At 36.9% G+C, this 24364-nt stretch carries 28 protein-coding genes and 1 pseudogene; 11 read left to right on the top strand and 18 right to left on the bottom strand.

The window, feature by feature from the left end; genetic code table 11:
- Window positions 1–242: 242 nt before the first annotated feature.
- Genes M3189_RS06125 through M3189_RS06115 form a run of 3 tightly spaced genes read right to left on the bottom strand, consistent with a single transcriptional unit; the run spans window position 243 to window position 4846 of the window.
- Window positions 243–875, bottom strand: a complete 633-nt coding sequence (locus M3189_RS06125) for an isochorismatase family protein (protein WP_251632883.1) — start codon at window positions 873–875, stop codon at window positions 243–245.
- 22 nt (window positions 876–897) lie between these two features.
- A complete protein-coding gene (locus tag M3189_RS06120; RefSeq protein WP_251632882.1) occupies window positions 898–2676 on the bottom strand; it encodes a hydantoinase B/oxoprolinase family protein in 1779 nt (592 codons plus the stop codon).
- A 52-nt stretch (window positions 2677–2728) separates the two neighbouring features.
- A complete protein-coding gene (locus M3189_RS06115) occupies window positions 2729–4846 on the bottom strand; it encodes a hydantoinase/oxoprolinase family protein (RefSeq protein WP_251632881.1) in 2118 nt (705 codons plus the stop codon).
- A gap of 588 nt (window positions 4847–5434) precedes the next feature.
- Between M3189_RS06115 and M3189_RS06110 the strand changes: the two genes are divergently transcribed.
- Window positions 5435–6304, top strand: a complete 870-nt coding sequence (locus M3189_RS06110) for a LysM peptidoglycan-binding domain-containing protein (RefSeq protein ID WP_251632880.1) — start codon at window positions 5435–5437, stop codon at window positions 6302–6304.
- A gap of 67 nt (window positions 6305–6371) precedes the next feature.
- Here the strand turns inward: M3189_RS06110 and M3189_RS06105 are convergent, their stop codons facing one another.
- From M3189_RS06105 to M3189_RS26860, 4 genes are all read right to left on the bottom strand, one after another.
- Window positions 6372–7241 (bottom strand): 50S ribosomal protein L11 methyltransferase, encoded by an 870-nt coding sequence (locus tag M3189_RS06105; RefSeq protein ID WP_251632879.1) that lies wholly within the window; start codon window positions 7239–7241, stop codon window positions 6372–6374.
- A gap of 339 nt (window positions 7242–7580) precedes the next feature.
- Entirely contained in the window at window positions 7581–8468 is an 888-nt protein-coding gene (locus M3189_RS06100; RefSeq protein ID WP_251632878.1) for a DMT family transporter, read from the bottom strand.
- Window positions 8469–8810: 342 nt separating this feature from the next.
- Complete coding sequence (locus tag M3189_RS06095) at window positions 8811–10121, bottom strand: MDR family MFS transporter (RefSeq protein WP_251632877.1); 1311 nt, start codon at window positions 10119–10121, stop codon at window positions 8811–8813.
- Between the two features lie 135 nt (window positions 10122–10256).
- Window positions 10257–10379: a hypothetical protein gene (locus tag M3189_RS26860; RefSeq protein WP_285889411.1), complete on the bottom strand. Its 123-nt coding sequence runs from the start codon at window positions 10377–10379 to the stop codon at window positions 10257–10259.
- 353 nt (window positions 10380–10732) lie between these two features.
- Here M3189_RS26860 and M3189_RS06090 point away from each other — a divergent pair, with 353 nt between their 5' ends.
- Window positions 10733–11008, top strand: a complete 276-nt coding sequence (locus tag M3189_RS06090) for a hypothetical protein (protein ID WP_251632876.1) — start codon at window positions 10733–10735, stop codon at window positions 11006–11008.
- 185 nt (window positions 11009–11193) lie between these two features.
- On the opposite strand, the gene M3189_RS06085 is transcribed toward M3189_RS06090, so the two are convergent.
- The 4 genes from M3189_RS06085 to M3189_RS06070 all read right to left on the bottom strand — a co-directional run bounded on the left by M3189_RS06085 (window position 11194) and on the right by M3189_RS06070 (window position 13297).
- Complete coding sequence (locus M3189_RS06085; RefSeq protein ID WP_251633005.1) at window positions 11194–11607, bottom strand: hypothetical protein; 414 nt, start codon at window positions 11605–11607, stop codon at window positions 11194–11196.
- Window positions 11608–11858: 251 nt separating this feature from the next.
- The gene (locus M3189_RS06080) at window positions 11859–12281 is read right to left on the bottom strand and encodes a VOC family protein (protein ID WP_251632875.1); all 423 of its coding nucleotides are present in this window, start codon (window positions 12279–12281) and stop codon (window positions 11859–11861) included.
- A gap of 17 nt (window positions 12282–12298) precedes the next feature.
- Window positions 12299–12820, bottom strand: a complete 522-nt coding sequence (locus M3189_RS06075) for a GNAT family N-acetyltransferase (protein WP_251632874.1) — start codon at window positions 12818–12820, stop codon at window positions 12299–12301.
- A gap of 30 nt (window positions 12821–12850) precedes the next feature.
- On the bottom strand, window positions 12851–13297 hold the full coding sequence (locus M3189_RS06070; protein ID WP_251632873.1) for a GyrI-like domain-containing protein: 447 nt from the start codon (window positions 13295–13297) through the stop codon (window positions 12851–12853).
- A 257-nt stretch (window positions 13298–13554) separates the two neighbouring features.
- Here M3189_RS06070 and M3189_RS06065 point away from each other — a divergent pair, with 257 nt between their 5' ends.
- A complete protein-coding gene (locus tag M3189_RS06065) occupies window positions 13555–13926 on the top strand; it encodes a VOC family protein (RefSeq protein ID WP_251632872.1) in 372 nt (123 codons plus the stop codon).
- Between the two features lie 253 nt (window positions 13927–14179).
- Here the strand turns inward: M3189_RS06065 and M3189_RS06060 are convergent, their stop codons facing one another.
- From M3189_RS06060 to M3189_RS06050, 3 genes and pseudogenes are all read right to left on the bottom strand, one after another.
- Entirely contained in the window at window positions 14180–14539 is a 360-nt protein-coding gene (locus M3189_RS06060; RefSeq protein ID WP_251632871.1) for a hypothetical protein, read from the bottom strand.
- A gap of 251 nt (window positions 14540–14790) precedes the next feature.
- Window positions 14791–14860: pseudogene (locus M3189_RS06055) on the bottom strand (carboxymuconolactone decarboxylase family protein); the annotation flags it as partial.
- Between the two features lie 97 nt (window positions 14861–14957).
- A complete protein-coding gene (locus M3189_RS06050) occupies window positions 14958–16400 on the bottom strand; it encodes an MDR family MFS transporter (protein WP_251632870.1) in 1443 nt (480 codons plus the stop codon).
- A 433-nt stretch (window positions 16401–16833) separates the two neighbouring features.
- On the opposite strand from M3189_RS06050, the gene M3189_RS06045 reads away from it, so the two are divergent.
- From M3189_RS06045 to M3189_RS06035, 3 genes are read left to right on the top strand one after another with little or no spacing between them, the layout of a single operon-like run.
- Window positions 16834–17208, top strand: a complete 375-nt coding sequence (locus tag M3189_RS06045) for a DUF2089 domain-containing protein (protein ID WP_251632869.1) — start codon at window positions 16834–16836, stop codon at window positions 17206–17208.
- A complete protein-coding gene (locus M3189_RS06040) occupies window positions 17208–17597 on the top strand; it encodes an SHOCT-like domain-containing protein (protein ID WP_251632868.1) in 390 nt (129 codons plus the stop codon). Before M3189_RS06045 ends, M3189_RS06040 begins: the two co-directional genes overlap by 1 nt.
- Window position 17598: 1 nt before the next feature.
- Entirely contained in the window at window positions 17599–17871 is a 273-nt protein-coding gene (locus tag M3189_RS06035; RefSeq protein ID WP_251632867.1) for a hypothetical protein, read from the top strand.
- 348 nt (window positions 17872–18219) lie between these two features.
- Here the strand turns inward: M3189_RS06035 and M3189_RS06030 are convergent, their stop codons facing one another.
- From M3189_RS06030 to M3189_RS06020, 3 genes are all read right to left on the bottom strand, one after another.
- Window positions 18220–18675 (bottom strand): GNAT family N-acetyltransferase, encoded by a 456-nt coding sequence (locus tag M3189_RS06030; RefSeq protein ID WP_251632866.1) that lies wholly within the window; start codon window positions 18673–18675, stop codon window positions 18220–18222.
- Between the two features lie 268 nt (window positions 18676–18943).
- Complete coding sequence (locus tag M3189_RS06025; RefSeq protein WP_251632865.1) at window positions 18944–19393, bottom strand: C40 family peptidase; 450 nt, start codon at window positions 19391–19393, stop codon at window positions 18944–18946.
- A 315-nt stretch (window positions 19394–19708) separates the two neighbouring features.
- On the bottom strand, window positions 19709–20047 hold the full coding sequence (locus M3189_RS06020; protein ID WP_251632864.1) for a winged helix-turn-helix transcriptional regulator: 339 nt from the start codon (window positions 20045–20047) through the stop codon (window positions 19709–19711).
- Window positions 20048–20152: 105 nt separating this feature from the next.
- Between M3189_RS06020 and M3189_RS06015 the strand changes: the two genes are divergently transcribed.
- Together M3189_RS06015 and M3189_RS06010 are read left to right on the top strand one after the other, a co-directional pair.
- The gene (locus M3189_RS06015; RefSeq protein ID WP_251632863.1) at window positions 20153–21010 is read left to right on the top strand and encodes a pirin family protein; all 858 of its coding nucleotides are present in this window, start codon (window positions 20153–20155) and stop codon (window positions 21008–21010) included.
- A gap of 84 nt (window positions 21011–21094) precedes the next feature.
- Window positions 21095–21496 (top strand): DoxX family protein, encoded by a 402-nt coding sequence (locus M3189_RS06010; protein ID WP_353057394.1) that lies wholly within the window; start codon window positions 21095–21097, stop codon window positions 21494–21496.
- A 235-nt stretch (window positions 21497–21731) separates the two neighbouring features.
- Here the strand turns inward: M3189_RS06010 and M3189_RS27290 are convergent, their stop codons facing one another.
- Entirely contained in the window at window positions 21732–21812 is an 81-nt protein-coding gene (locus M3189_RS27290) for a hypothetical protein (RefSeq protein ID WP_435368063.1), read from the bottom strand.
- Window positions 21813–21844: 32 nt separating this feature from the next.
- Between M3189_RS27290 and M3189_RS06000 the strand changes: the two genes are divergently transcribed.
- From M3189_RS06000 to M3189_RS05985, 3 genes are all read left to right on the top strand, one after another.
- Entirely contained in the window at window positions 21845–22054 is a 210-nt protein-coding gene (locus M3189_RS06000) for a tyrosine-type recombinase/integrase (protein ID WP_251632861.1), read from the top strand.
- A gap of 267 nt (window positions 22055–22321) precedes the next feature.
- On the top strand, window positions 22322–22564 hold the full coding sequence (locus tag M3189_RS05995; protein WP_251632860.1) for a hypothetical protein: 243 nt from the start codon (window positions 22322–22324) through the stop codon (window positions 22562–22564).
- 520 nt (window positions 22565–23084) lie between these two features.
- Complete coding sequence (locus M3189_RS05985; RefSeq protein ID WP_353057393.1) at window positions 23085–24173, top strand: LVIVD repeat-containing protein; 1089 nt, start codon at window positions 23085–23087, stop codon at window positions 24171–24173.
- Window positions 24174–24364: the final 191 nt, after the last annotated feature.

Below are 24364 nucleotides of genomic sequence, written 5' to 3'. Positions count from 1 at the left end.
ATGACAAGTGTTATTGATATGTTTTTTTGTTAAATTACGACTCTTCTAAATACAACCAGACTCTTTATTCGTTTGTTTCATCATAAAACGTTCCAATTAGTTTCATTTCTTTTAAAAAGATGAAACACTTTGTTAAACAAACGCCATAAAAACTAGCTGTTTCATAAATGTGATCTAAATATATGTTTCAAATTGAGTGATAAAAATACGAAAGACGCCAATTAAAATTGGCGCCTTTATGTTTAGCGTAGTACTTTTGTAAAGTGGCTGATAATCTGGTTGTTACTAAGAATATCACCATATCTATTTTGAATATCAAATAAATTTGCCAGGTGAGGTTCTATTCCTTGGTCACCTACACACTCTTTTGCAATGATCGTACGGAAGCCATAAGAAAACGAATCAATAGCAGTCCCTCTGATACAGCCGCTTGTTGTACACCCTGCAATAATAACGGTATCAATTTGATTGCTTATTAAAATATTGGTTAAGTCCGTATTAAAAAAAGCAGAAGGCATTTTCTTAACGATGATGATGTCTTCCTCTTTCACTTCCAGTTCATCATCAATTTCAACCCACTTTGATCCCAGTGTTACTTCAGAAAGTGTAGGAACCTTTAATGGCCAAAGTCCCATATCTTTTTTATCTTTTCGGTAACCCACCACAGTATGGATAATAGGCAGGTTTTCTTGTCTTGCGAGAGAGATTAACTCCTTTGTTTTTTGAACGGCTGAAGTAATTAATTCACTTCCTCCTAAAGGTGATTCATTGCTAGTAAAAGCCTTTTGAAAGTCTACAATAAGGATTGCCGGTTTTTTGCCGATGCCCACGTTTCCTTGACCATACCCTGCCTTTTGATAGGGATTTAATGACATATACGAGCTCCCCTTTTTATAATTAATTCAATACCTTTTCTTTTTCCAAATTGGTTCGTAACTTAAGCGTTGCTGGCAAGTCAAGTTTGCCTTCTGAATCTATGACAACACCATATACATTTCGAGCTGTGTTCCTACTGATAAACTCATCAAGCACATCTTCTACTACTTCTTGCGGGTTCCGCTCTAATGGATTCCCATATCCACCTGCACTTGGGGTCTTGATTAAGAGCCTGTCACCTGCATTTATCTTAAAATTGGTGACCTTTGCATGCAGGTTTTGCTCCTTTTCATTAGTTCGAGTCAAACCGAGTGAACCCGTTTCACCATCATGCCCTCCTCGAACACCTTTTGGCGGGTCATAATGCCGATCGCCTTCACCTGTAAAGAGAGTATTGGTAAAGAATTCCCATTCCCTGGCAATTCCAATACCACCTCTCCATTTTCCAGAAGCTGGTTCTTCCTCTCTTAACTCATAACGATGGCAGCGCATCGGTGTTCTCATTTCTAATTCTTCAATAGGGTTATTACGCGTATTCGCCACTAATGTATCAACTGCGTCTAATCCGTCCTTGCCATATCTTCCACCATATGACCCCTCATTAATCTCGATGCTAATCCAGTAGGAACCTGAATCAGGATCTACTCCCGCGTAGGAATTGGCATGAATATGTGCCGAGTTCCCTGCCGTCGTTTTGGTAGGCAAGATTTGCGAGAATGCCAGATTTACTTGATCCGCTAATCGGTTTATTTGATTAAACCTGGCAAAGCAAGAAGCTGGGAATCTTGGATTGAAAATGGTCCCAAGAGGGGCAATGACTTTAATTGGACGGAAAATCCCACTATTCTGTGGAACAAAAACCTCCGAGTTTGCCTCATCTAAGAGAATGGAACGAACAATGGTATAAATGGCAGGCAAGGTTGATCCAGAAAAAGGAACATTATAGCCTGTTTCAACCTGAGGAGAGCTGCCTGTTAAATCAACAATAATTTCACTGCCTCTGATTTCAACGCTTGTTTCAATCCTTAACGGAACACCGTAATTTCGGCCATCATCATCCAACCAGCCGGTAGGCGCTTTGTAAATACCATCAGGAAGCTTCTCAATCTCTTTTCTTAACATTTGTTCCGAATAATCCAGCCAACGTTTTTCCGCTGTTTTTACCGTTTCCAAATCATAACGTTCAATTAACTCTAAATATCTTTTTCTACCTAAGCGTGCTGAAGCAATCATAGCCTCAATATCACCTTTGTTTTCTTTAGGTGTCCGTACGTTCTCTAGAACATGCTTCCAGATGTCTTCATTTTTCACACCCTTACTGTAAAGTTTAAGGGCATTGTAATGTTTGCCTTCCGCAAACACATCGACAACATCCACCATTAAGCCAGGGGACATTCCTCCAACATCCAAGACATGCCCTGTATTGGCTGCATAGCCAACAAGCTCTCCCTTGTAGAAAATAGGAACAATGATCGCTAAATCTGGTGTATGAGATGCGCCATAATATGGGTTGTTATGAAGAATCACATCTCCATCGTGGATATCATCTTTCAGAAAATGTTTAACTCCTGAGATATAACCAGGAAGTGACCCGATATGCATTGGAGAGGAATCACTTTCACAAAGTTCATTTCCATTTTCATCAAATAACCCCGCACCTAAGTCCTCAGATTCCCGAATAATACTCGAGTAAGCCATTCGATAAAGGACTAGTGCCATCTCCTTCGCAATCGCATTTAGTGAACCGGCAATAACGCCTAATGTTACAGGATCGATATTTTTTTCATGTAATTTCCCCATTAAATGTAACCCCTTTCACCAAAATCTATTGTTTCAGTACTCACGTTTTCTCTTATTTCGAAACCATGGCAACAAGTTTTTGATTTTTACTAGCATTCTTTTCTTTCATATCTATAACGATATTGCCATACTCATCAAAAATAGCTTTACATAGTGGAGGAATGACTGTCGTACTATCTTTTTGCTGGATAATGGCTGGGCCTATTAATTGAGTGCCATAAGGAATGTCTGAGCGATGGTAAAAGGAGGTTTCTACTTCTTCTAATCTATCATTCACCCAAAAGTAGACAAATCCCTTCTTCCCATTAGCTGGATTAAATTTCAAAGCCTCCGGCTGTGGCGCTAAGCCGCTTTCATCTGTCACCACACCCACACCAATCAGACGGATATTAATGGCAATGACTTCTTGGTCTTCAAATTTGCTGGCATATTCTCTCTCATGTACGGCGTGGAAGGCATTTTTCACTTCTTCTGCCCAAGCTTCATTAATTTCACCTGCAGGCGCATCCACACGCAATTCGTATCCTTGGCCTTCATAACGGCAATCACAAACTCTTTTTAAAATAATCTTATCATTACTCATTCCATCTGCTTTTAAAGAGGCAATTGCTTGTTCTTCAAGTCTAGCAAACTCATGACGAAGCTTTTGGATGCTTCCGGTTTTTAATGAACTCCATACTGTAGATACACTTTCATAGGTAATGTCAGTACCAAGCAGACCAATTGCTGCCGTAATCCCAGGGAATGGTGGAACAACAACATAAGGAATATTTAACTCTTCAGCAATATCACATGCAAACAAAGGACCTGCACCACCTGCTGCTACCAGCGTAAACTCACGAGGGTCATAGCCCTTTCTTACACTATTCATTTCAATGGCATTTACCATGTTATGTGTCATAATTTTTAAAGCACCGGCAGCAGCCTCCCGGACATCCATGTTTAATTTTTCTGCTATATGTTCTTGGTAGGCTTTTTCCGATAGCTCCGGTTTTAGTTGCATACTTCCAGCTAACCTGTTTTCCCCTTGAATTCTGCCTAATAAAACATTTGCATCTGTTGAAGTTGGCAGAATTCCCCCGCGATTATAACAAGCTGGTCCTGGATCGGCGCCTGCGCTTTGCGGTCCAACGCGGAAAATTCCACCCTCATCCACATAGGCAATGGAACCGCCGCCAGCCCCAATCGTATCGATATCTACCATTGGAATCATTGCATTATATTGGCCAATTCTTGTATCCAATAAATGACGCATCCTCATTTCTCCACCTGGTGCGACACCAATATCTGCGGATGTACCGCCAATATCCAAGGTAATGACATTTTTAAAACCAGCGTTTTGTGCTGCTTTAATTCCGCCAATCAAACCAGCAACCGGCCCCGATAACAGTAAATTGATTGGTTTTTCTGCAGCCATTTCTGAGGTTGCAATCCCGCCATTTGATTGCATGAGATGCAGTTCTGACTTTACTCCCATATCCTCCAGGTTCTTTTTAAGTTTTTTAATATATTTGCTTGTTTTAGGTCCGATAAACGCATTTAATGCCACTGTACTAAACCGTTCATACTCCCTGTATTGAGGTAACACTTCATTGCTAATTGAGAGGAATACATCAGGATATTCTTCTAAGATGATTTCCTTCACACGATTTTCATGCTGAGGATTTTTAAAAGAGAACAAGAAACACACGGCAATTGCATCGACTTTTGCCTCTTTTAATTTTCGGATGTGTTCTCTTGTTTTTTCTTCATCAAGAGGAATCAATACATCACCGTCTGCTGTGATCCGTTCAGAAACGACCAAACGATTCCGTCTTTTTACCAGAGGGTATTTTTGCCAAGGGAGATCTTGATATAGCGAAAAATTGTAGGGACGTTTGTGCCTTGCGATATGTAACACATCACGGAACCCCTCCGTTGTCACCATTCCCACACTAGCGCCATTATGCTCTAAAACGATATTAGTAGCTACGGTTGTCCCGTGGAAAAATTGCTCGATTTGTCCAGGATGGATATTTGCCATTTCGCAAATTTCAAAGACACCTTGAATTACCGCTTCAGATGGGTCTTTTGGAGTCGAAGGCACTTTATGTACAATCGATTTTCCACCTTGTGGATCAACCAAAATTAAATCTGTAAAGGTACCTCCTACATCAACACCAATTTTCATATCATTCTCCTCCTTATTAAAATCTAGCAACTTACCAGATGGGTAAACATCCTACTTTTATGATTAAAGGAGATAGGTTTGCCATTTCATCCATTTTTTCATAGCCACACTTTCGAAAGTAGTAGACTATTCTTCAACTTTGATAAAAAAACAGTTGTTTTTAGGATTCGGCAATATTTCCTGTTCTCCTTCTTCTCCCCAATAAAATGTTTCCACACCATATCTATTGCAAATTTTATGCCAACCATTAAAAATAAGTAATCTTCTGGGAAAATCTATCATAAAATTATAAATTTCTTTAAATTCACTAGACTCCTCTCAACCATTCTTAATCCATTTATTTATACATATATTGATTTTTGTTTCATTTTCGTTTCATAATTCCACCAGATGAAACACTAGTTTTAACACTAGTGAACACCTTGCTCTCTTCCTGGGTCGGAACATTTAGGGAGTAAGCATTAATACCAAGACAAAGTAAAAAACGAGTAGAATCCGCCCATTTTTGTTTGAAAACAATAATTGGGCTTATTTATTCGAATCAAAACAAAAAATACCCCGTCAAATTAAATGAGGTGATAAGATAACATGAAAAAATTTAAACGTTTCATGCAAGTAGTTCTCTGTACAGTGTTGATGGGGTCGATCTTTTATTTCGGTATTGGGAAGGCTTTTGCCGAGGATCAATCTATTACGATAAAGAAAGGTGATACATTATATAGCATTTCCAAGAAATACAATATCCCTATTGATATTTTAAAGGAATACAACCAATTAACAAGCAACAAGATTATTGCCGGCAAAACATTACTCATTCCAGATCTTGAACAAATCAAACCCTTGTATGTGGCCGTCGCTGGCTCATTTAGCAAAAAAAGTAATGCAGATAAGCGAGTTGCTTTTTTGAAAAAGAAAGACATTGAAGTGATCGTCGTGAAAAAAGTTATAAATGGGAAGAATTATTATCGTGTTCAGGCTGGTGCCTTTGCAAGTAAATCGAAAGCGGAGAAAATGATTACGAAGTTAAAGAAAAACGGGATAAAGGATGCTTTCTTTTTAACGGAGAAGCCTCTTCATATTAACGGAATTACAGTAGGTTCTTCTTACAATCAGCTTGTTCAAAAATTGGGGAAGCCAACGAAAACAGAAAATGAAAAAAATATCAGGTCGCTTTATTTTACGATTGAAGGTGTCGGTGTCTCTGTAACAGTCAATGCCAATGACTCGATTGTTCAGCTGCAAGTTTACCCAGAGTTTTTAAAGACCACTTCGATTCCTACTGAGAAAAGTAAAATCCTCGATACCTACGGACACCCAAATGAGGTAAAGATTGTTTCCTGCTATGAAAGCGCAGAATGTGAACAAATTATTTATGTGTTTAATAAAAGTCAATTGATCGTTCAAATTGATCGAGATGGAAAGACCGTTCAGTATTTGGATTTACGAAAAATGAAATAGCAATAGTAAACCGAATAGCATCGTCGTTCCCCCACCTTGATTCTAAAGCTTTACCTTCCTTTAATAATTATTTTGTTTTGAATAGACATGTCACCCATTCGTTACTCTGTTTCTTTTCTTTCAACTTAAACCCTGCTTCTATAAAAATAGATTCTACCAGTTGGAAATTCCATTCAAGCATACCGGACAGAATAAATGTAGTGTTTTTGCACGTTAACAGTCTTTGGGCGTTAAGGATATCCCTATTTTCCTGTGTTCCAATATTAAGGAAGACCCAATCATATTCCTTATTAATCACGTTATTATTCTTGATTAAATCACTATGAAACACATTCACCGGCTTTACACCATTTAATTCGCACTGATAATGAATTTCCCTCTCAACCGGCTGAATGTCATAAGTATCGATAGTGCGGGCTCCTTTAAGTGCAGCAGCTATACTTAATACCCCTGAACCGGCGCCAATGTCAGCTACACTTAATCCTCTGAAATCTTGATTTAATATAAAGTGCAAACAATCTCTTGTGGTTTCATGATAGCCTGTTCCAAAATTCCCTTGTGAGTCCAGGACAATCCGCCTGGTTATGTCGTAATGATTCATGCTGTTAGGTGTCGTGATTACCCAGCCATTTTCAAGAAAAATATCATCAAATGTTTGCTGGTAATTCTGCTCATTTACCTCCTTAACGACTAAACTGGATTCATTAATGTCTAATAATTCTACTAACTTTCGCCGTTCCTTCGCTTCCACAAAATCGTTGATATAAATATTCAAGTCTGTGGTTTCATTCTTCTTCTCAACAAAGGCATAACCATTGGCGTCTGTCACCACATCTAAAGGAACCTCGTAAAAGGTATGATAGTACCCCTTTTGATATAGATGTGGAATAATTCTTTCAATCTTTTTGGTTGGCAGTCTGACGGTTATTTCATACATCGTTTCTTCTCCTAGCTATTGGTCTCCTACGATTGCGTGTGAGACAACATCCACTTTTTAACATTATCACCAGGAAAACGAAAATGAAAACGCCTAATGGATTACTTATGAATAACTAGGTAATGCATAACATTTTTAGTCCTTATTGCAAAGTGCTACGGAAAAGTTACAATTGAGGGGGTGACCGTGGGGACGGTTCCCTTGGTCCGTTCTTTGACTCGGCGTTGTGAAGTTACCATAGGTAAAGTTCCCACCATCCATGTCGCATTCATCTAGCTATTTTAAGTACAGCGGGACCACGGATATATTAAAAAATGACCATCAGAATTGTCACCATGGTCACCTTTTTTTCTCTGTCCCTATCCAAACTAATCCAAAAATAATAACGACTCCACCTATGATTTGTGCTGCCCAAATCGGTTCTTTAAAGAATAAGGCACCTGCCACGGCTGCTGCTGCTGGGACGAAGTATCGGTAGAAATTCGCTTTCGCTGCACCAACGCGTTTCATCGATATGTTCCAAACAACAATTGCCACGACGGTACACATTATGACATTGTAAGCAACGGCTCCCCATGTAACGATTGATAGATTTTCCCACTGGATCGTACTCCATTTATTGAGGGTAATCGGAAATAAAAAGAGTGAACCAAAAAAGATGAACCATGTGGTTACGCGAAGAGGAGAGTATTTTTCCATCAGCGGCATGGTGGCCAAATTAAATAAGGCACCGATTAAACTAATGGATAGAGCAATATAATTGCCGATCATATACTCAGAACTTAGATCAAAACCGTCCTTTCCACCAAGGATAATCATCGTTACTCCCATTAACGCAATTAATCCTCCGGTTATGACTCTAGCTGTTATCTTTTCACGAATAAATAACGGTGCAAAAAGCGCAGCAAAAATGGGCCATGGCGCAACATTTAATAAAGAGGCATTTGCAAGTGTTGTATACTTGATTGAATACATAACCATAATTTCTAACGCCGTGATGCCGATTAATCCAATGAAGGCTAATTTTACCAAATCCCGTTTCTCCACTTTTACACTGCCTTCTGTCCACTTTAATAGTAAAAATAAGACAGGCAACGCTAGTCCAAATCTTAGAAATACAAACACCTCGGCAGGAAACACTTCCATGGCCCACCGTGATACCCCAAAATTGATTCCCCATACAATCGATACAAAAATCAAGCCTACATAATAATACAGATTTGACACCATATCCTCTCCTTCTAGGCTAAGGGAATCTTAGTCTTCTACCCATGTAGATGAAACATCCCTGTGGAAACCTGTTATTCTCTAACAGAAAAAATTACTGTTGATGTGTATGAATAATAACCGGAAAAATTCCGACTAAATTGGAAAATACCCATATTTCCTTAAGAATAAGGGAAGTTTTTCCGTTTATCTGTTTCAAATCATTGATTTTTAACTTATTTAGAGCAGTTAACCGGAATATCTCCGCCTATATAGGCTTCTACGCTTCCCTCCCTATTCATTAGGCGGAAATTCTCCGCCTATGAATTCTCATACCGATACCAAGATCCACTATTTATTCTGCTATGTTAAGTTTGTTCCTCTTGCTGAAACTTCCTTTTTAACTTGAAAATTCTTTTCCTTCGCTTCAGATACCCATTTATCAAGAGATAAATATATAATACCTGCTACAATACACCCTATTCCCAGACCGGTAAATAATACCTGACCAAGATGATCATCAAGCAAAAATCCTGCCAGTATGGGTCCGACTGCACTACCAACAATCCACTGAAGACTCGCTGCCCCCATATAGGTACCACGTAAATGTTCCGGTGCAATATTCGCTACAAATGTCATTTGTACCGGGGATAAAAGCATTTCTCCTAAGGTGTATATTCCATAAATCACAAGAAGGATTAAAAGGATACTCCAATAGGAAAACTGGAGCTTGGTAAAAATGATTGGCAGCCATCCTACTGCAAGCAGCCCAAAACCAAATAAAACCGAACCATATAGCATGACCTTTCCAAGTTTACGCTTGCTTGCCCATCTCGATATCGCAAATTGGAAGAAAACGACCAGTGCACCGTTAAAAGCCATTAAATAAGGATATGGATTTTGGGCATCGGAAAGTGCAGGCAATTGTTGATTAAAGTGAAGTGGCAACATCCCTTCTGTTTGTGAGAATCCCATTGAAATAACAATTCCTGTCATTATATAGAAAAATAAAATTTTATCTTTGAAGAGCACGGTAAATATAGAAGGTAGTTTTTCTTTTTCCTCAAGAACTTTCGTATCCTTTTTTTGTTCATTTTTTGGTAATGTTTCTGAAAGCAAGAGTGCTAAAAAAATAGAATAAATAAAAACGGATGAAGCCGCAATGATGAAAATAACTGATTTTGATAAAAACACAACGGATGCTCCAAGCAATGGACCAATTGCGGCTCCAATATTGTGTCCCATTCGCAGCAACCCATAGGCCTCCGTCCTTCCCGCCTCATCCGTTACATCCGCAACCATGGCTGATGCCGCAGGATGAAAAAGAGAATTAAACAATCCGAAAAAACTCGAAATTATTAAGTATGGATAGAAACCATCGAAAAAAATAAACCCAAGCATAACCAATCCATTACCAACCATAGAGACAATCATTATGGGCTTTCTTCCATATTGATCGGCAAGCTTTCCACCTAATAATGAACCAAGCACACCGGCAAGTGGCCCCATCGCCATCACCACACCCACTTGCCAAAAATGATCTACCTTATCACTCATATATAAGGCAAAAAAAGGCATTAACATCATCATTGCTATACCATTAATCGATTCACCGATAAAACGTATCCAAATATTACGATCCATCTTTCGATAAGCCTGTAATGTCATTTTCAATTTTTTTCCTCATTTCTCTCTGACATCCATTTTGTCAGTCTTATTTTTTCAAAGCATTAGAAAAGCACAAAAAGCCGTGAGCAAGTTAAACCTGCCCACGGCTTTTAAATTAAAAGAAGAATGGGTAAGGAAAACTTATGGATGATCCATCGTTTTATAGTTAAAACAGGGCACACTACTCCCGTTAAACATATGTACAAATGTGATGGAATGAACTTCTACTATCCAATTAACCATAAAACGTAAACCATTAAGCATTTCCTTATACCTCCTATTCCTGAAATTTTTAAAATTATCTTAATTATCCATTCAAATTATAATTTATGATTAATAGGCATGTAAAGAAATTCCTTTTAAAATATAGGTTTTTTTAATGTTGATTTCAGCGTGTTTGAAAAATAAGCGGAGACCCTCCAATTTGGAAATTACCCTTATGGTTAATCGCATACAGCAGGCAAATTTAGTTGCTTTATTTTCAGACCCTGAATATAAAAGAGTAAAGTGTACTTCCTAAATTGAAGTGAGTAAAACTACTTCAACTGGGTAGAATATGTTCAGGATGATGTACGTTCATATTTTAGAATCCTACTAATTATTGAGGAAGTGATTTGATGATTGATCGTAACGAACCCAATAACTTTGGTGAAAGTGCAGAAGAAAGCGTCAACAAACAAGCTGAAAGTAATACTAATCTAGCTCCCACTGACTCAGGGGAAACAGCTGGAACTATAAATGATGCGATTGCAGGTGCTATGATAGGTGCTCCATTTGGACTTTTTGGTGCTGTAATTGGCGGAGTTACTGGTGGTGTTATTGGTAATCAGATTGTAGATACAGATGAAACAGATAACGATATTGATTCCAATAATAAAGGTAAATATATCTAACGGAGGAACTCACATAATGAGTTCTTTTTCTTTGACAAAAAAGCTTATCATAAATTCTTAGAATGATCTAATGCCGTTAGTTAAATACAGAAAGCCGCCTTATAAGGCAGCTTAAAATAATAAAACGAATAAAACCAAATATAAAAGCGAATGTTTTTATTTTTAATCACCACCGTTAAATATCATTATTTTAAGTCAGATAATTTCTCTTCCGTAATAAGTTCGTAAAGGACTGCCGATGTTTCTTTGTCTAATTGAGTATATTTACTTTCAGCGTCAATAACTAGTTCTACCCTATCCTTATTTGGGCTTATCCAAAGCTCATACAACACTGCTTTTGCTTCAATATTAGGATTTTTATATTGAAACCCAAATCTGTAATCAGGAGGTCGTACCATAGAAACTTTGGCATTTTCCCAATCAATATCCTTTACAATTTCTTTCACTTGTTTAACTCGCTCATTTTGATTAATTTCTTTAAAATCCTCATAATTATTTTCATTCCCTAGATTCTTTTGGACTTTGATACTTTGTTCCTCATTTTCTATAGCATTAGAACAACCTACGATACACATAAAAAGAATTCCAATAATAGCCATTAACGATTTTTTCAATTGGCTTCACCCCTTTTATAATAGGACGAATTGGATGAAGGAAGGTTTCAAGCTATTTTAAAATGGTTCTTAGACAGCCCTTCTATTAACTAAATTGAACGCTTTGTTCCATTAGAAAAGGAGTTGCTCAGCAACTCCCTTTTCACTGAAACAATTAGGTTCTTGTCGTATGTCTTTAATAAATTTATTAGAATTAAGCTAAGCACCCACTATTTGACGACAAAGCTAACCTGCCCTTATTCTGTAGTTTCCCAGGCTGGATTCCAGACTACTTCCCACAGGTGTCCGTCTGGATCTTGAAAGTATCCAGAGTATCCTCCCCAAAAGGTATCGTGTGCGTGAACTGTAATAATGGCCCCAGCCTTCCTTGCCTCTTCCATTACACTATCGACATCTTCTTTACTCCCAACATTATGACCAATCGTAAATTCAGTTGGACTTTTGGGTGTCTGATTTAAGCTTGTGTCATGAGCTATATCCTTACGCTGCCAAATTGCGAGTTTTAATCCAGATTGTAAATCGAAAAATGCTACAGCTCCACTCTCAAATTCTCGGCCAATTATTCCTTTTGTGGGTAATCCAAGTCCATCCTTATAAAAATTCAAGGACCTTTCCAAGTCATCTACACCCAATGTTAAAACAGAAATTTGTGGTTTCATAATCTACTCCTACCAATTTATTCTATACAATTCTTAGTTAACTTTTGATATTTATTATGCCCATCTGTTAAACCAACAAGTTCAAACCCATTATTCTTATAAAAGTTATTTAGCTTTCTATTTTCGGCAACACAATCTAATTTTAGATACTCTGTTCCACCTACGTTGTTCTGGACCCAGTCCAGGATACTTTTCCCCATCCCTCTCTTCATATATGTAGAGGAAACAGCAAGTCTATGTAAATATACCGATTTAGAGGAAGGATCGTCACCCCAAAGATGCCTATCCCATTCACTTTGTTCTGATAAAAGCGTAAATGTAGCCAACACTTCGTTACCTTTCAAAACAATATACGTTTTTTCATTAAGTATGTCCTGTTTAATCTCTTCATCTTGGTTACCTTCTAATAGAAACCTCCACTGGTTTATCTTATTTTCCTTGATCCACTGTGCTGTCTGTTTTAACAGGTTAATAATTTCGCTGCTTTCTTCATTCGCTGCCCTTCTTATTGTAAAACCATCGCCATATTCCCAGTTCATTTTTTTCCTCCTCATAATACATTTTGATGTTTATGCATGAATGGGTAAATAAATCTGTACCTCTTCAATACCATTACCGATAGGATGATAGGTCTCGATAATATAAGAATCATGATCTCTTTGATAACCTTGTTCTTTTGCCCAATTCAATAAATTTAAATGAAGTTCTCCCACTTTTGAAAGATGCCCTCTAGTAGTTACGTAACTTTTATTTGCCTCAATATACTCCATTCCTGATGGTACTTTATTTATTTTATCATTCACAATCAACCCTACATAAAAATGGCCAATCAAATGTTCCTCATCCTTTTTAGGCTCAAATAATGCTATTTCCGTCTCAGTTGAATTTACGATTTCCTTTTCTCGACTTAAAAGTTGCTTTGCAAGCATGGGTACTACATAACCAAAGTTAACAAACTCTCCCTTACCTTTTAATCCAACAAGCTTAAACTCTTTTTTCACCATCATATAGGACATATTAACCTCTCCAATTTAAAAAATAATCTATCATTTCATTTTTTATTATATATATATTCAATAAATATGCCTTACTTCCTGCATTGGAGTAAGGGCTCGTGGCTATAGTCGCATTCTCGTGTTTTTTCACTCGTCATAATATAATATCCTTTCATTTTAATTTTAGGCTATGGCAGGTTAATTCAATAATCGGAAGGAAAAAGGTATCTAGAAAGGGAACTATTTGATATACCAGATTAAATAAAGGAGAGAAGTCTATGAGTAAATCATTTATTGAACAAGTACATTATATTAGAATTCCTGTAAAAGATTTAGAACTGTCTGCACAATGGTATAGAGATGTATTAGGGCTCCAGTTACTAAACATTACTGAGAAACTTGCAATTTTAAAAGTAAATGAAGGACCTTTCTTACTTATCTTAGTTCCTACCGAAGATGAAACATTTGCACATTTTACAATTGATAATGAACAAGAATTTAGCATTGGCTTTACAAGTCCAGAATTATCTAAATTTCATCAACACTTAATTGATAATCAAGTTAAGGTGGAGGATATAAAAGAAGATAATGGTCATGCCTTTTTCCACTTTTATGACCCAAATGGTAATAAACTTCAAGTACACTGGTAAGATTATAATAAATAAATTACCTAATTTCCGATACAGATTTGGCTTTTACTTGCCTTTTGGATTGGTAAATTTTTTTTATGGTCTATTTCGTAAATAATATAAAGTGATAAAGAACATTTGGGGGTATGCTTTTTGCATACCCCCTATCCCTTGCTCTTGAATTGAAGTACCATATTTCACAATCTGGCTTACTAAAAAAGAGCCGTGTGAACGACTCAATTGGTTAAATAAGCAAACCATTATCGTAATTTCTTTATCGATTAATAACCGTACACCTCATTGCTCCATTACGGATTAACTCCTCTGCTCTAGTTAATGAAATTCGTACAAGGACAGCTTCGTCTTGATTGTTTTCCACGTCGAAAACCAAAAATGCTTGACCATCTTCTATTAAAACACAATTGAATTCTGCATTGTTACGTGGAATACGATCTGCGATTGTACAACGTTGGACACCCGCTCTTATTAATGTTCTAAACTCCCGCTCAGAAATTCGGATAAAAATAAATTCTTCTAAATCTATATCTTCCACTTCAATTTCTACCAGTAGAAAGAACCGAGTTCGAATTCTTACTACACAATTTGCACCAATCGAAACAACATCATTATTCATTACATTCCGCCTCCCTTTTGATTACATTAAATTCAAAAGGAAGCGAAATGCTTGGACAAACATACATTAATTTTGAAATTTATTGCATAAAAAAAGATGTTGCCGTACCAACTCCTTGCCCCACAACAGCTACACGTTTGTTATTGTAGACGGTGTTATCGTTTCAATTGGAGATACTGCAACGGGCTAAATATGCGATTTAGAAAATTATTTTCAGTGTCCCTATTGCCCATTACAATAGAAATTCTATTTCAACTGTTAATTTTGATTAGTTATTAGTACAAGGTCAACATATGGTTTCTCATCATAGTGTTGACGTAATTGTTGATTATTGTTATCGTTTTCGTATTTTTCAATCTGCCTTTTCTCTTACTTCTCGTTTTTCTTTAATACCTCAACAATCGTTGCCTTACATCCATTACTCCTGAAGTTTTACTTGTACATTTCTTTGCCTTTTTCCATCTCCCATCCCCTCTGCCTGGCGGTTATGTTTAATGAAAAAGGAGAGAATCAGTCCTATTAGGGAAAGAATGGAAACGACCATAAAGGCGATATTCGCTCCGTGTATATCCGGATAGGCAATATCCGGTTGCTGTTTTGCTGTTTCCGCTGTGGTTGTCATAACGGTAACAAGGATGGCGGTTCCAACGGAAGCGGCAATCATTTTCATCGTATTATCCATAGCCGCCCCATGGGGAATTAATCGTTTTGGTAACTGATTCAAGGCAGCTGTTGAGACCGGCATCATTACCATGGAAAGACCAAACATTCGAATCCCATAGAGGATAGTAATATATGGCAGTGTGGTCGACGGACTTAAAGTCATAAACGCAAATGAAGCAGTTGTCATGATGGTTAATCCAACCGTCACGAGCCATCTTGCACCGACTTTATCAAATATTCTTCCAACAATTGGTGAGATAATCCCGCTAATCAGTGCACCGGGTAATAAAGCAAGCCCGGCCTCAAAGGCAGAAAATCCCCTCATATTCTGCATAAAGAGCGGAATGATTGTTTCTGCTCCAATTAAGCCCATAAAGCTAATCATTCCAATTGCTACGGCAAAAGGGAATATTGAAAACGTAAAAACACGAAATTCCAGCATTGCATGTTTCAGTCTTAATTGGCGGAAAATAAATACAATCAGTGATACACCGCCAATTGTGAGTGATAGTAGGGTTGCAGCATGAGACCAACCGTAATTTCCAGCACTCGTAAATCCATAAAGCAGCCCGCCAAAACCGAATGACGATAAAAGGATTGAAATAACATCCACTTTTGGCTTGGAAACCTCTGTGACATTTTTCAAAAAAAGGAATGCGACAACAATATCGATAAGAGCAATAGGCAAAATAATAAAAAATAACACTCTCCATGAAAATTGCGATGTCACCCATCCAGACAATGCTGGTCCGATGGCTGGTGCAAAGGATATCACAAGGCCAACAAGACCCATTGCTGCTCCGCGCTTATTGACTGGGAAGATGAGTAAAAATACGGTTGTCATTAATGGCAGCATGACTCCCGCTCCTACAGATTGAATAACTCTTCCTATTAGAAGAATTTCAAAATTAGGAGCAATCCCACTGACAACCGTTCCTGCTGCAAAAACACTCATGGCAGAGATAAATAACTGTCTTGTAGTAAACTTTTCTAATAAAAAGGCACTAATTGGAATCATGATTCCATTCACCAACATAAAGACGGTGGTCAGCCATTGTGCACTATTTGCGGTAACGTTCATTTCATCCATAATTGGAGGAATTGCTGTTATCATTAGCGTTTGATTCAGAATCGCGATAAAAGCCCCTGCTAGTAAAAGGCCCACAATCATCGTTTGCTTGTTTCCTGAACTCTCCATTCATCCAACTCCCTAATTAAAAATATACTGTTACAGATTACATTGTTTTCCTTCTAAATTCCACTGAATTGTCCTGTGACCGTGGGGAGGGTTCTTATGGTCATCCTGAAGAAACGTCGTTGTGGGATGACCATGTGAACCTACCTAACACACATTTCCATCAATGTTTTTCTGATAACAAAAAAACACTCGCAAACACTGATAATTCAGCATTTGACAGCGTTTCGTATGGTTAATATACTTTTCAAATTGTTTGTAAAAAAGACGACCGTCCCCATGGTCACCTTCGGCCACACCCATCCAATCAAATAATTAATGTTATAATTAATTATCTTTAACTTATTTTGTTTCTTTTTTAAATTATTTAATTTTATTGTTTATTTTTTTAATCAGCTGTTGTATGATTATTTTATAAATTATGAAGGAGGGAATTATGGCATATCCTCTTATTTCAGAGTGCCCTGTTTGTAGTAAGCAATTAAAGATTACAAAGCTACAATGCACTCATTGTCATACCACGATTGAAAATGAATTTGAACTCTCTAATTTTGCAGCGCTTGGCAAGGAACAGCTTGGTTTTATTGAAACTTTTCTAAGGTGCCGTGGAAATATCAAAGAAGTTGAAAAAGAACTAGGAATATCCTATCCTACCGTGCGTGGGAAATTAGATGACATTATCTCTTCTCTTGGATATTCCACCACTAAAAAAGTTGAAAAAATGGATCGAAAGAAAGTAATTTCAATGCTGGAAAATGGAGAAATACCAGCTGATGAAGCGATTAAGTTATTAAATGGGGAGGAATCCTAATGAATGAAGAAATTTCTAGAGTATTAACCATGGTTGAGGAAGGAAAGCTGACCAAGGAGAAGGCTGCTGAATTAATTGACGCATTGCAAGGTAAGGGAAATCAAGTAGATCTAAATAAACGGGCTTCAACCTCCTATTTAAATAAAATGTTAAAAATCCGTGTTACTTCTGAAGATGGTGACAATGTAAATGTTAATCTGCCAATTAAACTCATAAAAGCTGTTTTAAAAGTAGGAACGAATGTTGCTAAAATGATTCCCGAATCCGAAAAATATGTAAAGGATATCGATGTTGAACTTTTGATTGAGGCAATTGAAAATGAATTGGACGGACAAATTGTAGATGTTACCTCAGCAAATGGTGACAAAGTACTGGTTATCATTGAGTAAAATGATAAAGATAAAAATTAAAGTAAAAGACAGGCGTATTATTATTCCAATCCCGTATGCTTTTTTACATCTATCTACTAGGGTTCTCACTTCAAAGACAATCCTGGTGCATATAAATCGTGCCATTGAAAAAAATGGACAGAACCATTTTCAATTTCCTTATATAAGCTGGAATGATTTGAAACCTTTGCTAAAGGAACTTTCAGAGCAAAGAGGTCTACTGCTGCTTGAAACAAACCTTAAAGACGGAACAGAAGTTTCAATTAGGTTATGACCATGGGGACAGTTATCTGGTAACAGGGGCGATCCTTACCTTTGAAAGTTTCGCCCCTGTTACTTAAGAATGGTCATTCTCTTCACCCATTAATTTGTATTCAAAAGAGGCACGATTATTATTGATACACCTAACCTAATAAAAAGTATTATAATCCAATCCCTTTTTTTCGTCGTCTTTAGTAGCAAATTTAATACAGAACCAATAATAATACATACAAAAAATACGAACATAACCATAATAAGTGATTCCATCTAGTACCTCCCTAAATTATAGTTTCATAATAAACCAAAAGCCACTTACTTTTGTTTATGATAAACGCCTCCGTCAGTTGAACAACAAAGAGTATTAAATTTCTTTTTCCATTAAAACATTTGTTGTCTGATAACCTAATTTATCATATAATCCTCTCGCTACTTTGTTATGACCAAATACGTGCAGACCTATTTTTTTCATTCCAAGTTTCTGTCCAATCTTCTCTATTTGAATCATTGCTTCCTTGGCATATCCCATTCCTTGATATTTTTCTACTATATAAATATCATAAATATATCCTTTTATTTCAGATAACTGTGCAAGCCATATAACACCAATGGCACTGTCATCCTTTTGAATCGTATATAAGAAATTACTCTCCGTCTTCTCCCCATTTGGCAAAAGTCTTGTGTATTCCTCTTCCGCTTTACTCATTGATTCTTCCTGATTCCAATTTCCAGATAAAACTTTTTCTTCCGCATATGATTTAATTGCTGAAGAAATATATTCTTGATATTCATCGGAACTCATTAATACTAATTTAATCATTGGTTTTTCTCCCCCTTATACTTTAACTTCTATCTTTATAAGCATTCTACCTATATTATAAACTGCTATAAATTTATTTGGAATTATTCGGAAGAAGTTACCTATAAAAAAGTCTAAGCAATACAACCATTGAAAAATGTTGTTTGTGGAATCTGGCATTGATTAGAGCTTAAGCATCAAAATTTTCAATTACTTTAAAAAACTTATTTTAGGATAAGTTTTTTAAAAAATACTATAAAATGAAAAAGACCATCGTCACCGATGATCTTTATATTCGCTTTACTCCAATATATTTAGGATGCCAATACGGGTTGCTTGTGTTGGTGGTAATGACCCCTTTTGAGGAGGATGCCATAATCATTTTCCCGTATCCAATATAGATGGCAACATGCGTTGGGGCACTTGCTTTATTTGGTGCATAGAACAGTAAGTCACCTATCTGCAAATTAGATGGTCGATATCCGTTTCCATAGTACATTTGGGCAGCGGTTCGATTTAGTGTTATTCCAGCTTTTCCGTAGGAATACTTCACCAGACCTGAACAGTCAAACCCGCTCGGCGAAATACCGCCCCATCTATATGGAACCCCGAGATTTGCTTTTGCTACTGAGATTGCTTTTGTATGATAATATGCCGCTTCCGCTTTATCACCCTTGGCGGCAAACAAAGAGCCACAAGAAGCTAAAATGGTAAAGGCTACGATGAATTTCTTAAGCATGGTTGTTTCCTCCTAGCGTGATTTGATACTATCACTATACTAGAAAGGTATAACAGACTCATCACATCAATATGATAATTTCATTACAAAAGTAATTCTAATATAATTTTTAAAAACTAGATAATTATTCTTTAGCATGTTGAACTCGATTTCCTTCTTTTATTAACCTGCTATTTAGTTGAACAAGAAATAAGCCTCACTCCTTATTGAAGTAAAGCCCCCTATAGTTTAAGTACACTTCTTCACAAACTTTCCTCATAAAAAAGAGCTACCGTCAGTAGCTCCTATGCACATCGCTAAAGAAGGAAGTAAATGTTAGTCCATTGTTATTTCCAATTTCCTCTTTTTATGTTGCATACTCCATTCGTGCATTGAATCTAAAATTGGCTTCAATGTCATTCCATATTCAGTTATAGAATATTCCACTTTAGGTGGGACTTCAGGATATAATTTTCGATTTATGAGCCCCTCCTCCTCTAATTCCCGTAATTGATTTGTTAGCATTTTAGGGGTAATACCTACCAGTGCTTTTTTTAATTCTCCATATCTCATTGTGCCTTCCGACATTAGGTACAATAAAATAATGGGCTTCCATTTCCCAACCAAGATGGAAAGTGCATCGTGTACTTTACAATATTCAGGTTTTATTTTCATCTTAACCTCCAATAGTATCTTTTTGGATACTATATCTCCTCAAAGTGCGTACTTTCTAAATTAATTATAATAGTTTATTATGGCTATGAAAAGGAGGCAAATAATATGAATACCGAAAATATTAAACGACGTGAAATAAAAAAAGTATGGACAGTAACCGAACAAAAAATAAGCAATATTCATACCGCAAGTCCTATCCTTGCACCTGGCAACTGGGTAGATTATGACCCGTTCTTATTACTAATGGAAGATAAATTTCAAAAAGGAGCATTTAGTGAGCATCCTCATCGTGGTATAGAGACCTTAACATTTATCATTGACGGAAGGCTTAATCATTATGACAATGCTACGGGAGCGGGTGGAATCCTAGAAAAAGGGGACCTTCAATTTATGAGTGCTGGGAGAGGAGTAATCCATAATGAATCACCACTTGACGGTGAAACAGTTCATCTTCTTCAGCTTTGGGTTAATCTACCTCGTCAATATAAAATGGTAAAACCCCGTTATCAAAATATGCACGCAAAAGACATGCCTGTTCGTAAGGAGAATGGTGCTTTAATTAGGGTATATTCAGGTTCGTCAGGAGATATTGTATCTAATACACTGAATTACGCATCTGTCACATTTGTAGAAATGATTTTGGAAAAAGGTGCATCCGTTATTCAAGACCTTCCTGGTACCTATAATGGTTATATTTATGTATTAGAAGGAAGTGGCACATTCGGAGAAAATCAAGTCGAAGCGAAAAAAGGGCAAGCGATGTGGTTAGGTTCCGCAGATGCTGAGAATATGAGTAGTATTCATGTTTCTGCAAACGAAAACTTAAGACTTGTTCTGTTTGCAGGTGAACCTATCAAAGAGCCTGTAGTAGCATATGGACCTTTTGTAATGAATACAGAAGAAGAAATACGACAGGCTTATCGAGATTATCAAGAGGGGAAATTTGAAACTCCAGCAGATTAAGGGATTTAAGACATAGTTATAGGTATTGGCGTAACTCAACAACGAACAAATTAAATAAAGATAATTAAGGGCGAGGAACAAAAGGTGTTATTAGGATTAGGTTTATTGTTAATATGTTTAGTAATTGGATTATCCTTTATGGCTCATGGAGCCCAAAAGTTATTCGGTTCATTTGATGGTGGAGGAATAAAAGTATTTGGAGAGCATTTTGAGAAATTAGGAATAAAACCAGGTGTTACAATGGCTTTTCTCGCTGGGTTATCCGAATTTATAGGTGGTGCTTTGTTTACTTTTGGATTATTAACACCACTTGCAGGCATTGTAATTGCTGGAAGCATGGTTGTAGCAATTTTAAAAGTTCATGGACCAAATGGATACTGGCTTACAAAAGGTGGATATGAATACTGCCTTGCTATTTTAGTCGTTGCAATTGGTGTAGCACTAACAGGTGCAGGACAATATTCACTGGATGTTATATTATTTTAAATTACATCAATTTTTAATAGCAAATTATTTAGGATAACAAATCAGACGCTCAGAAGCTAATTCTGGGCGTTTTTTGTAAACCGTATTAGTGTGTCTTGGAAAGGCAGTGACATTCCTTCTGCAACTAAACTGCCCCGGTAGTACAACAAGAGGATGGTTATTCTAAATACTCACTGGCTAGATTAGGGTTTAAGTACCTTGCCATTCCTGTTTTAATTCTCTTTAATCCAAGTTTCTAATAAAAGTCCTCATTTCCAGAGGTAGAAATTAAATGAACGCACGATATATTACTTAGTTTATCGAGCAAATACTCCATAATCTGTCTCGCTATGCCTTGCTTTTGAAATTTTGGATGTACGAATATCAAGTCGGGCAGGAATCAATAAAGAAATTCATCCTCATCAACTACGCCACAGCTATGCCACGCACCTTTTGAATAACGGTGCTCCTATTGATGTTATTCAAAGTTTACTTGGGCACGAAAAGAGCGAGACGACAAGAATTTATGCTCAGTTAAGCGGAAGTCTTATAAGGGAATTTTACAGAAAATACTTTTAGATATGGATGGTAAAAGGCAACAGATAATCCGCTGCCTTTTACTAGTGCCCCCGTTAATTGAACAACTCTATGGCTTATAAACTGATCATAATTTCCTTTGGTTTAGAGATAACGTTCTCAATAAAAATAGTTGCCCAATCCATTCATATAAGCTGCTTCATTCTTATTTGAAGTTAGGCGGGCTACTAGGCATTCATCCAATCCAGCTTTGACCCTGATCATAAACTGGTTATTAGTCTAATATCAATAAGGAGTGAACTTTGAGATATGGAAAATATACGACAAATGCCACTCTATGCACAGAATACCTGGGGTCTTCAAAATTGTATTTATCGTTTCACGTATCTGTGGCTTAGAAACGGAGACAATTTCTGGTTTTTTTTAACGACTGTAGGGGAATCAAGGGTTTATGGCTATAGGTTTTTTGGCGGAAGATGGAATCAATATTCGGTTGCTGTAAGAGATATTGTTAACTTCCATTGTTCTCCTCCGACACCAACTCTATATTAAAACACTGGACCGACCTGCCTGCGTTTTCCCTTCCATCACGTAAAGAACGTTAATTATTTCGGTTAGCGTTCTTTATACTGAAATTAGATTAAATTTCAAAACGAACACAAGTTTATTCCTGAGGCTGCCTTAAACTGCTCCTTTACTAAAGCAAAGAAAAAGATCGCCGAAGCGATCATTATTGAGCATAAGCACCCGTTACTTTAAGTACAATTCTTCACAATCTACCACATATTCAAACAATAAAAGGCGATACTTTTTTAAGTATCGAACCCAATAGTTAAAATATTCTTTTACAATCCTTCCTATTTCTTGCCAATTGAATGAGCATTTTAAGGAATTAAATAATGATAGAAAAAATTACATTTAACTTGAGAAAACTGCCTGTCCAATTCATTTCATTAACCATATAATATATAGATTTATCAACTTAAAATGAAAGAGGTGAGAACATTTGTCTTTTCCAAATATCCCTAATATAACTCCATTTATTTCAGTTACTACCGAGCAGACGGTTCCATTGCTTTTGTCTTCCATTGCTCTTGAGGAGTTGGCTCTTGCTCATATTATGAACGCTGAGGCAGAGAAGCTACAATTTGTTCTTGGAACACTAGGTGATACAGGTGTTACGCTATCTCCCGCTGAGGTATCATTAGGTGATCTTCTTGATGTCAATGCCAGTGTTCAAAGAACCCTTCGTGACGTGATCAAAAAAGAAATGCTACTGGAGTTCAAGTTTGAAAACGTTCTGGATTTAATCGCAACTCTTCCTCCACCTCCTGTTGTGATAGCTAGATTTCTTTATGTATCTAATCAAGACGATGACACGGTAGAAATTTATAACATTATAAATCCTACAGATCCTGTACGTGTCGGAGAATTTAATGGAGGAAATTTAAGAAACCCTACCGGATTAGCTATTACAGGTACCACTCTTTATGTAGCAAATTTTGCCGATGACACAGTAGAAATTTATGATATTTCCAATCCTACAGATCCTGTACGTGTCGGAGAATTTAATGGAGATTTCGCTGTTCCTATTGCATTGGCGATTACAGGTACCACCCTTTATGTAGCATATTTTGCAGGCTTGGCAGAAATTTTTGATATTTCCAATCCTACAGATCCTGTACGTGTGGGTGAGTTTGGCGTAGGAGAATTAAGTGTTACTGCTTCATTAGCAATTACAGGTACCACTCTTTATGCAGGAGATCTTGCAGATGACGCGATAGAAATTTATGATATTTCCAATCCTACAGTTCCTTTACATGTCGGACAGTTTGGTGCGGGAGATTTAAGTAGACCTGAAGGATTAGCAATTACAGGTACTACTCTTTATGTAGCGAATCAAGACGATAACACGGTAGAAATTTATGATATTTCCATGCCTATCACTCCTGTACGTATAGGACAATTTAATGGAGGAAATTTAGATGGTCCTTTCGGATTGGCTACTACAGATACCACTTTGTATGTAGTAAATGTTGGCGATAACACGGTAGAAATTTATGATATTTCCAATCCTACAGATCCTGAACATGTGGGTGAGTTTGGTGCAGGAGATTTAATTACTCCTTTCGGATTGGCGATTTTTACGGTATTAGGCTAGAGGGTTCTATTTTGCGCCCTCTCTTTTTTCATGATGTTTATGTTATACATGTGAAGTTAACATAACCATTCCTATCGAAAACCAACTACAATTAACCCCTTGGCTCACAAGGGGTTTTGTGTCGTCCATCAATAAATGCTTACTTAAGGAATTATTTCAAATGTTCCTACTCAAAAAATTGAACACCTTAG

Source organism: Neobacillus niacini (genome assembly GCF_023715415.1).
Taxonomy (GTDB): Bacteria; Bacillota; Bacilli; order Bacillales; family Cytobacillaceae; genus Neobacillus; species Neobacillus niacini_C.
Note: the sequence above shows the minus strand (reverse complement) of the source record. Positions and strands in the feature narration are given on the sequence as shown.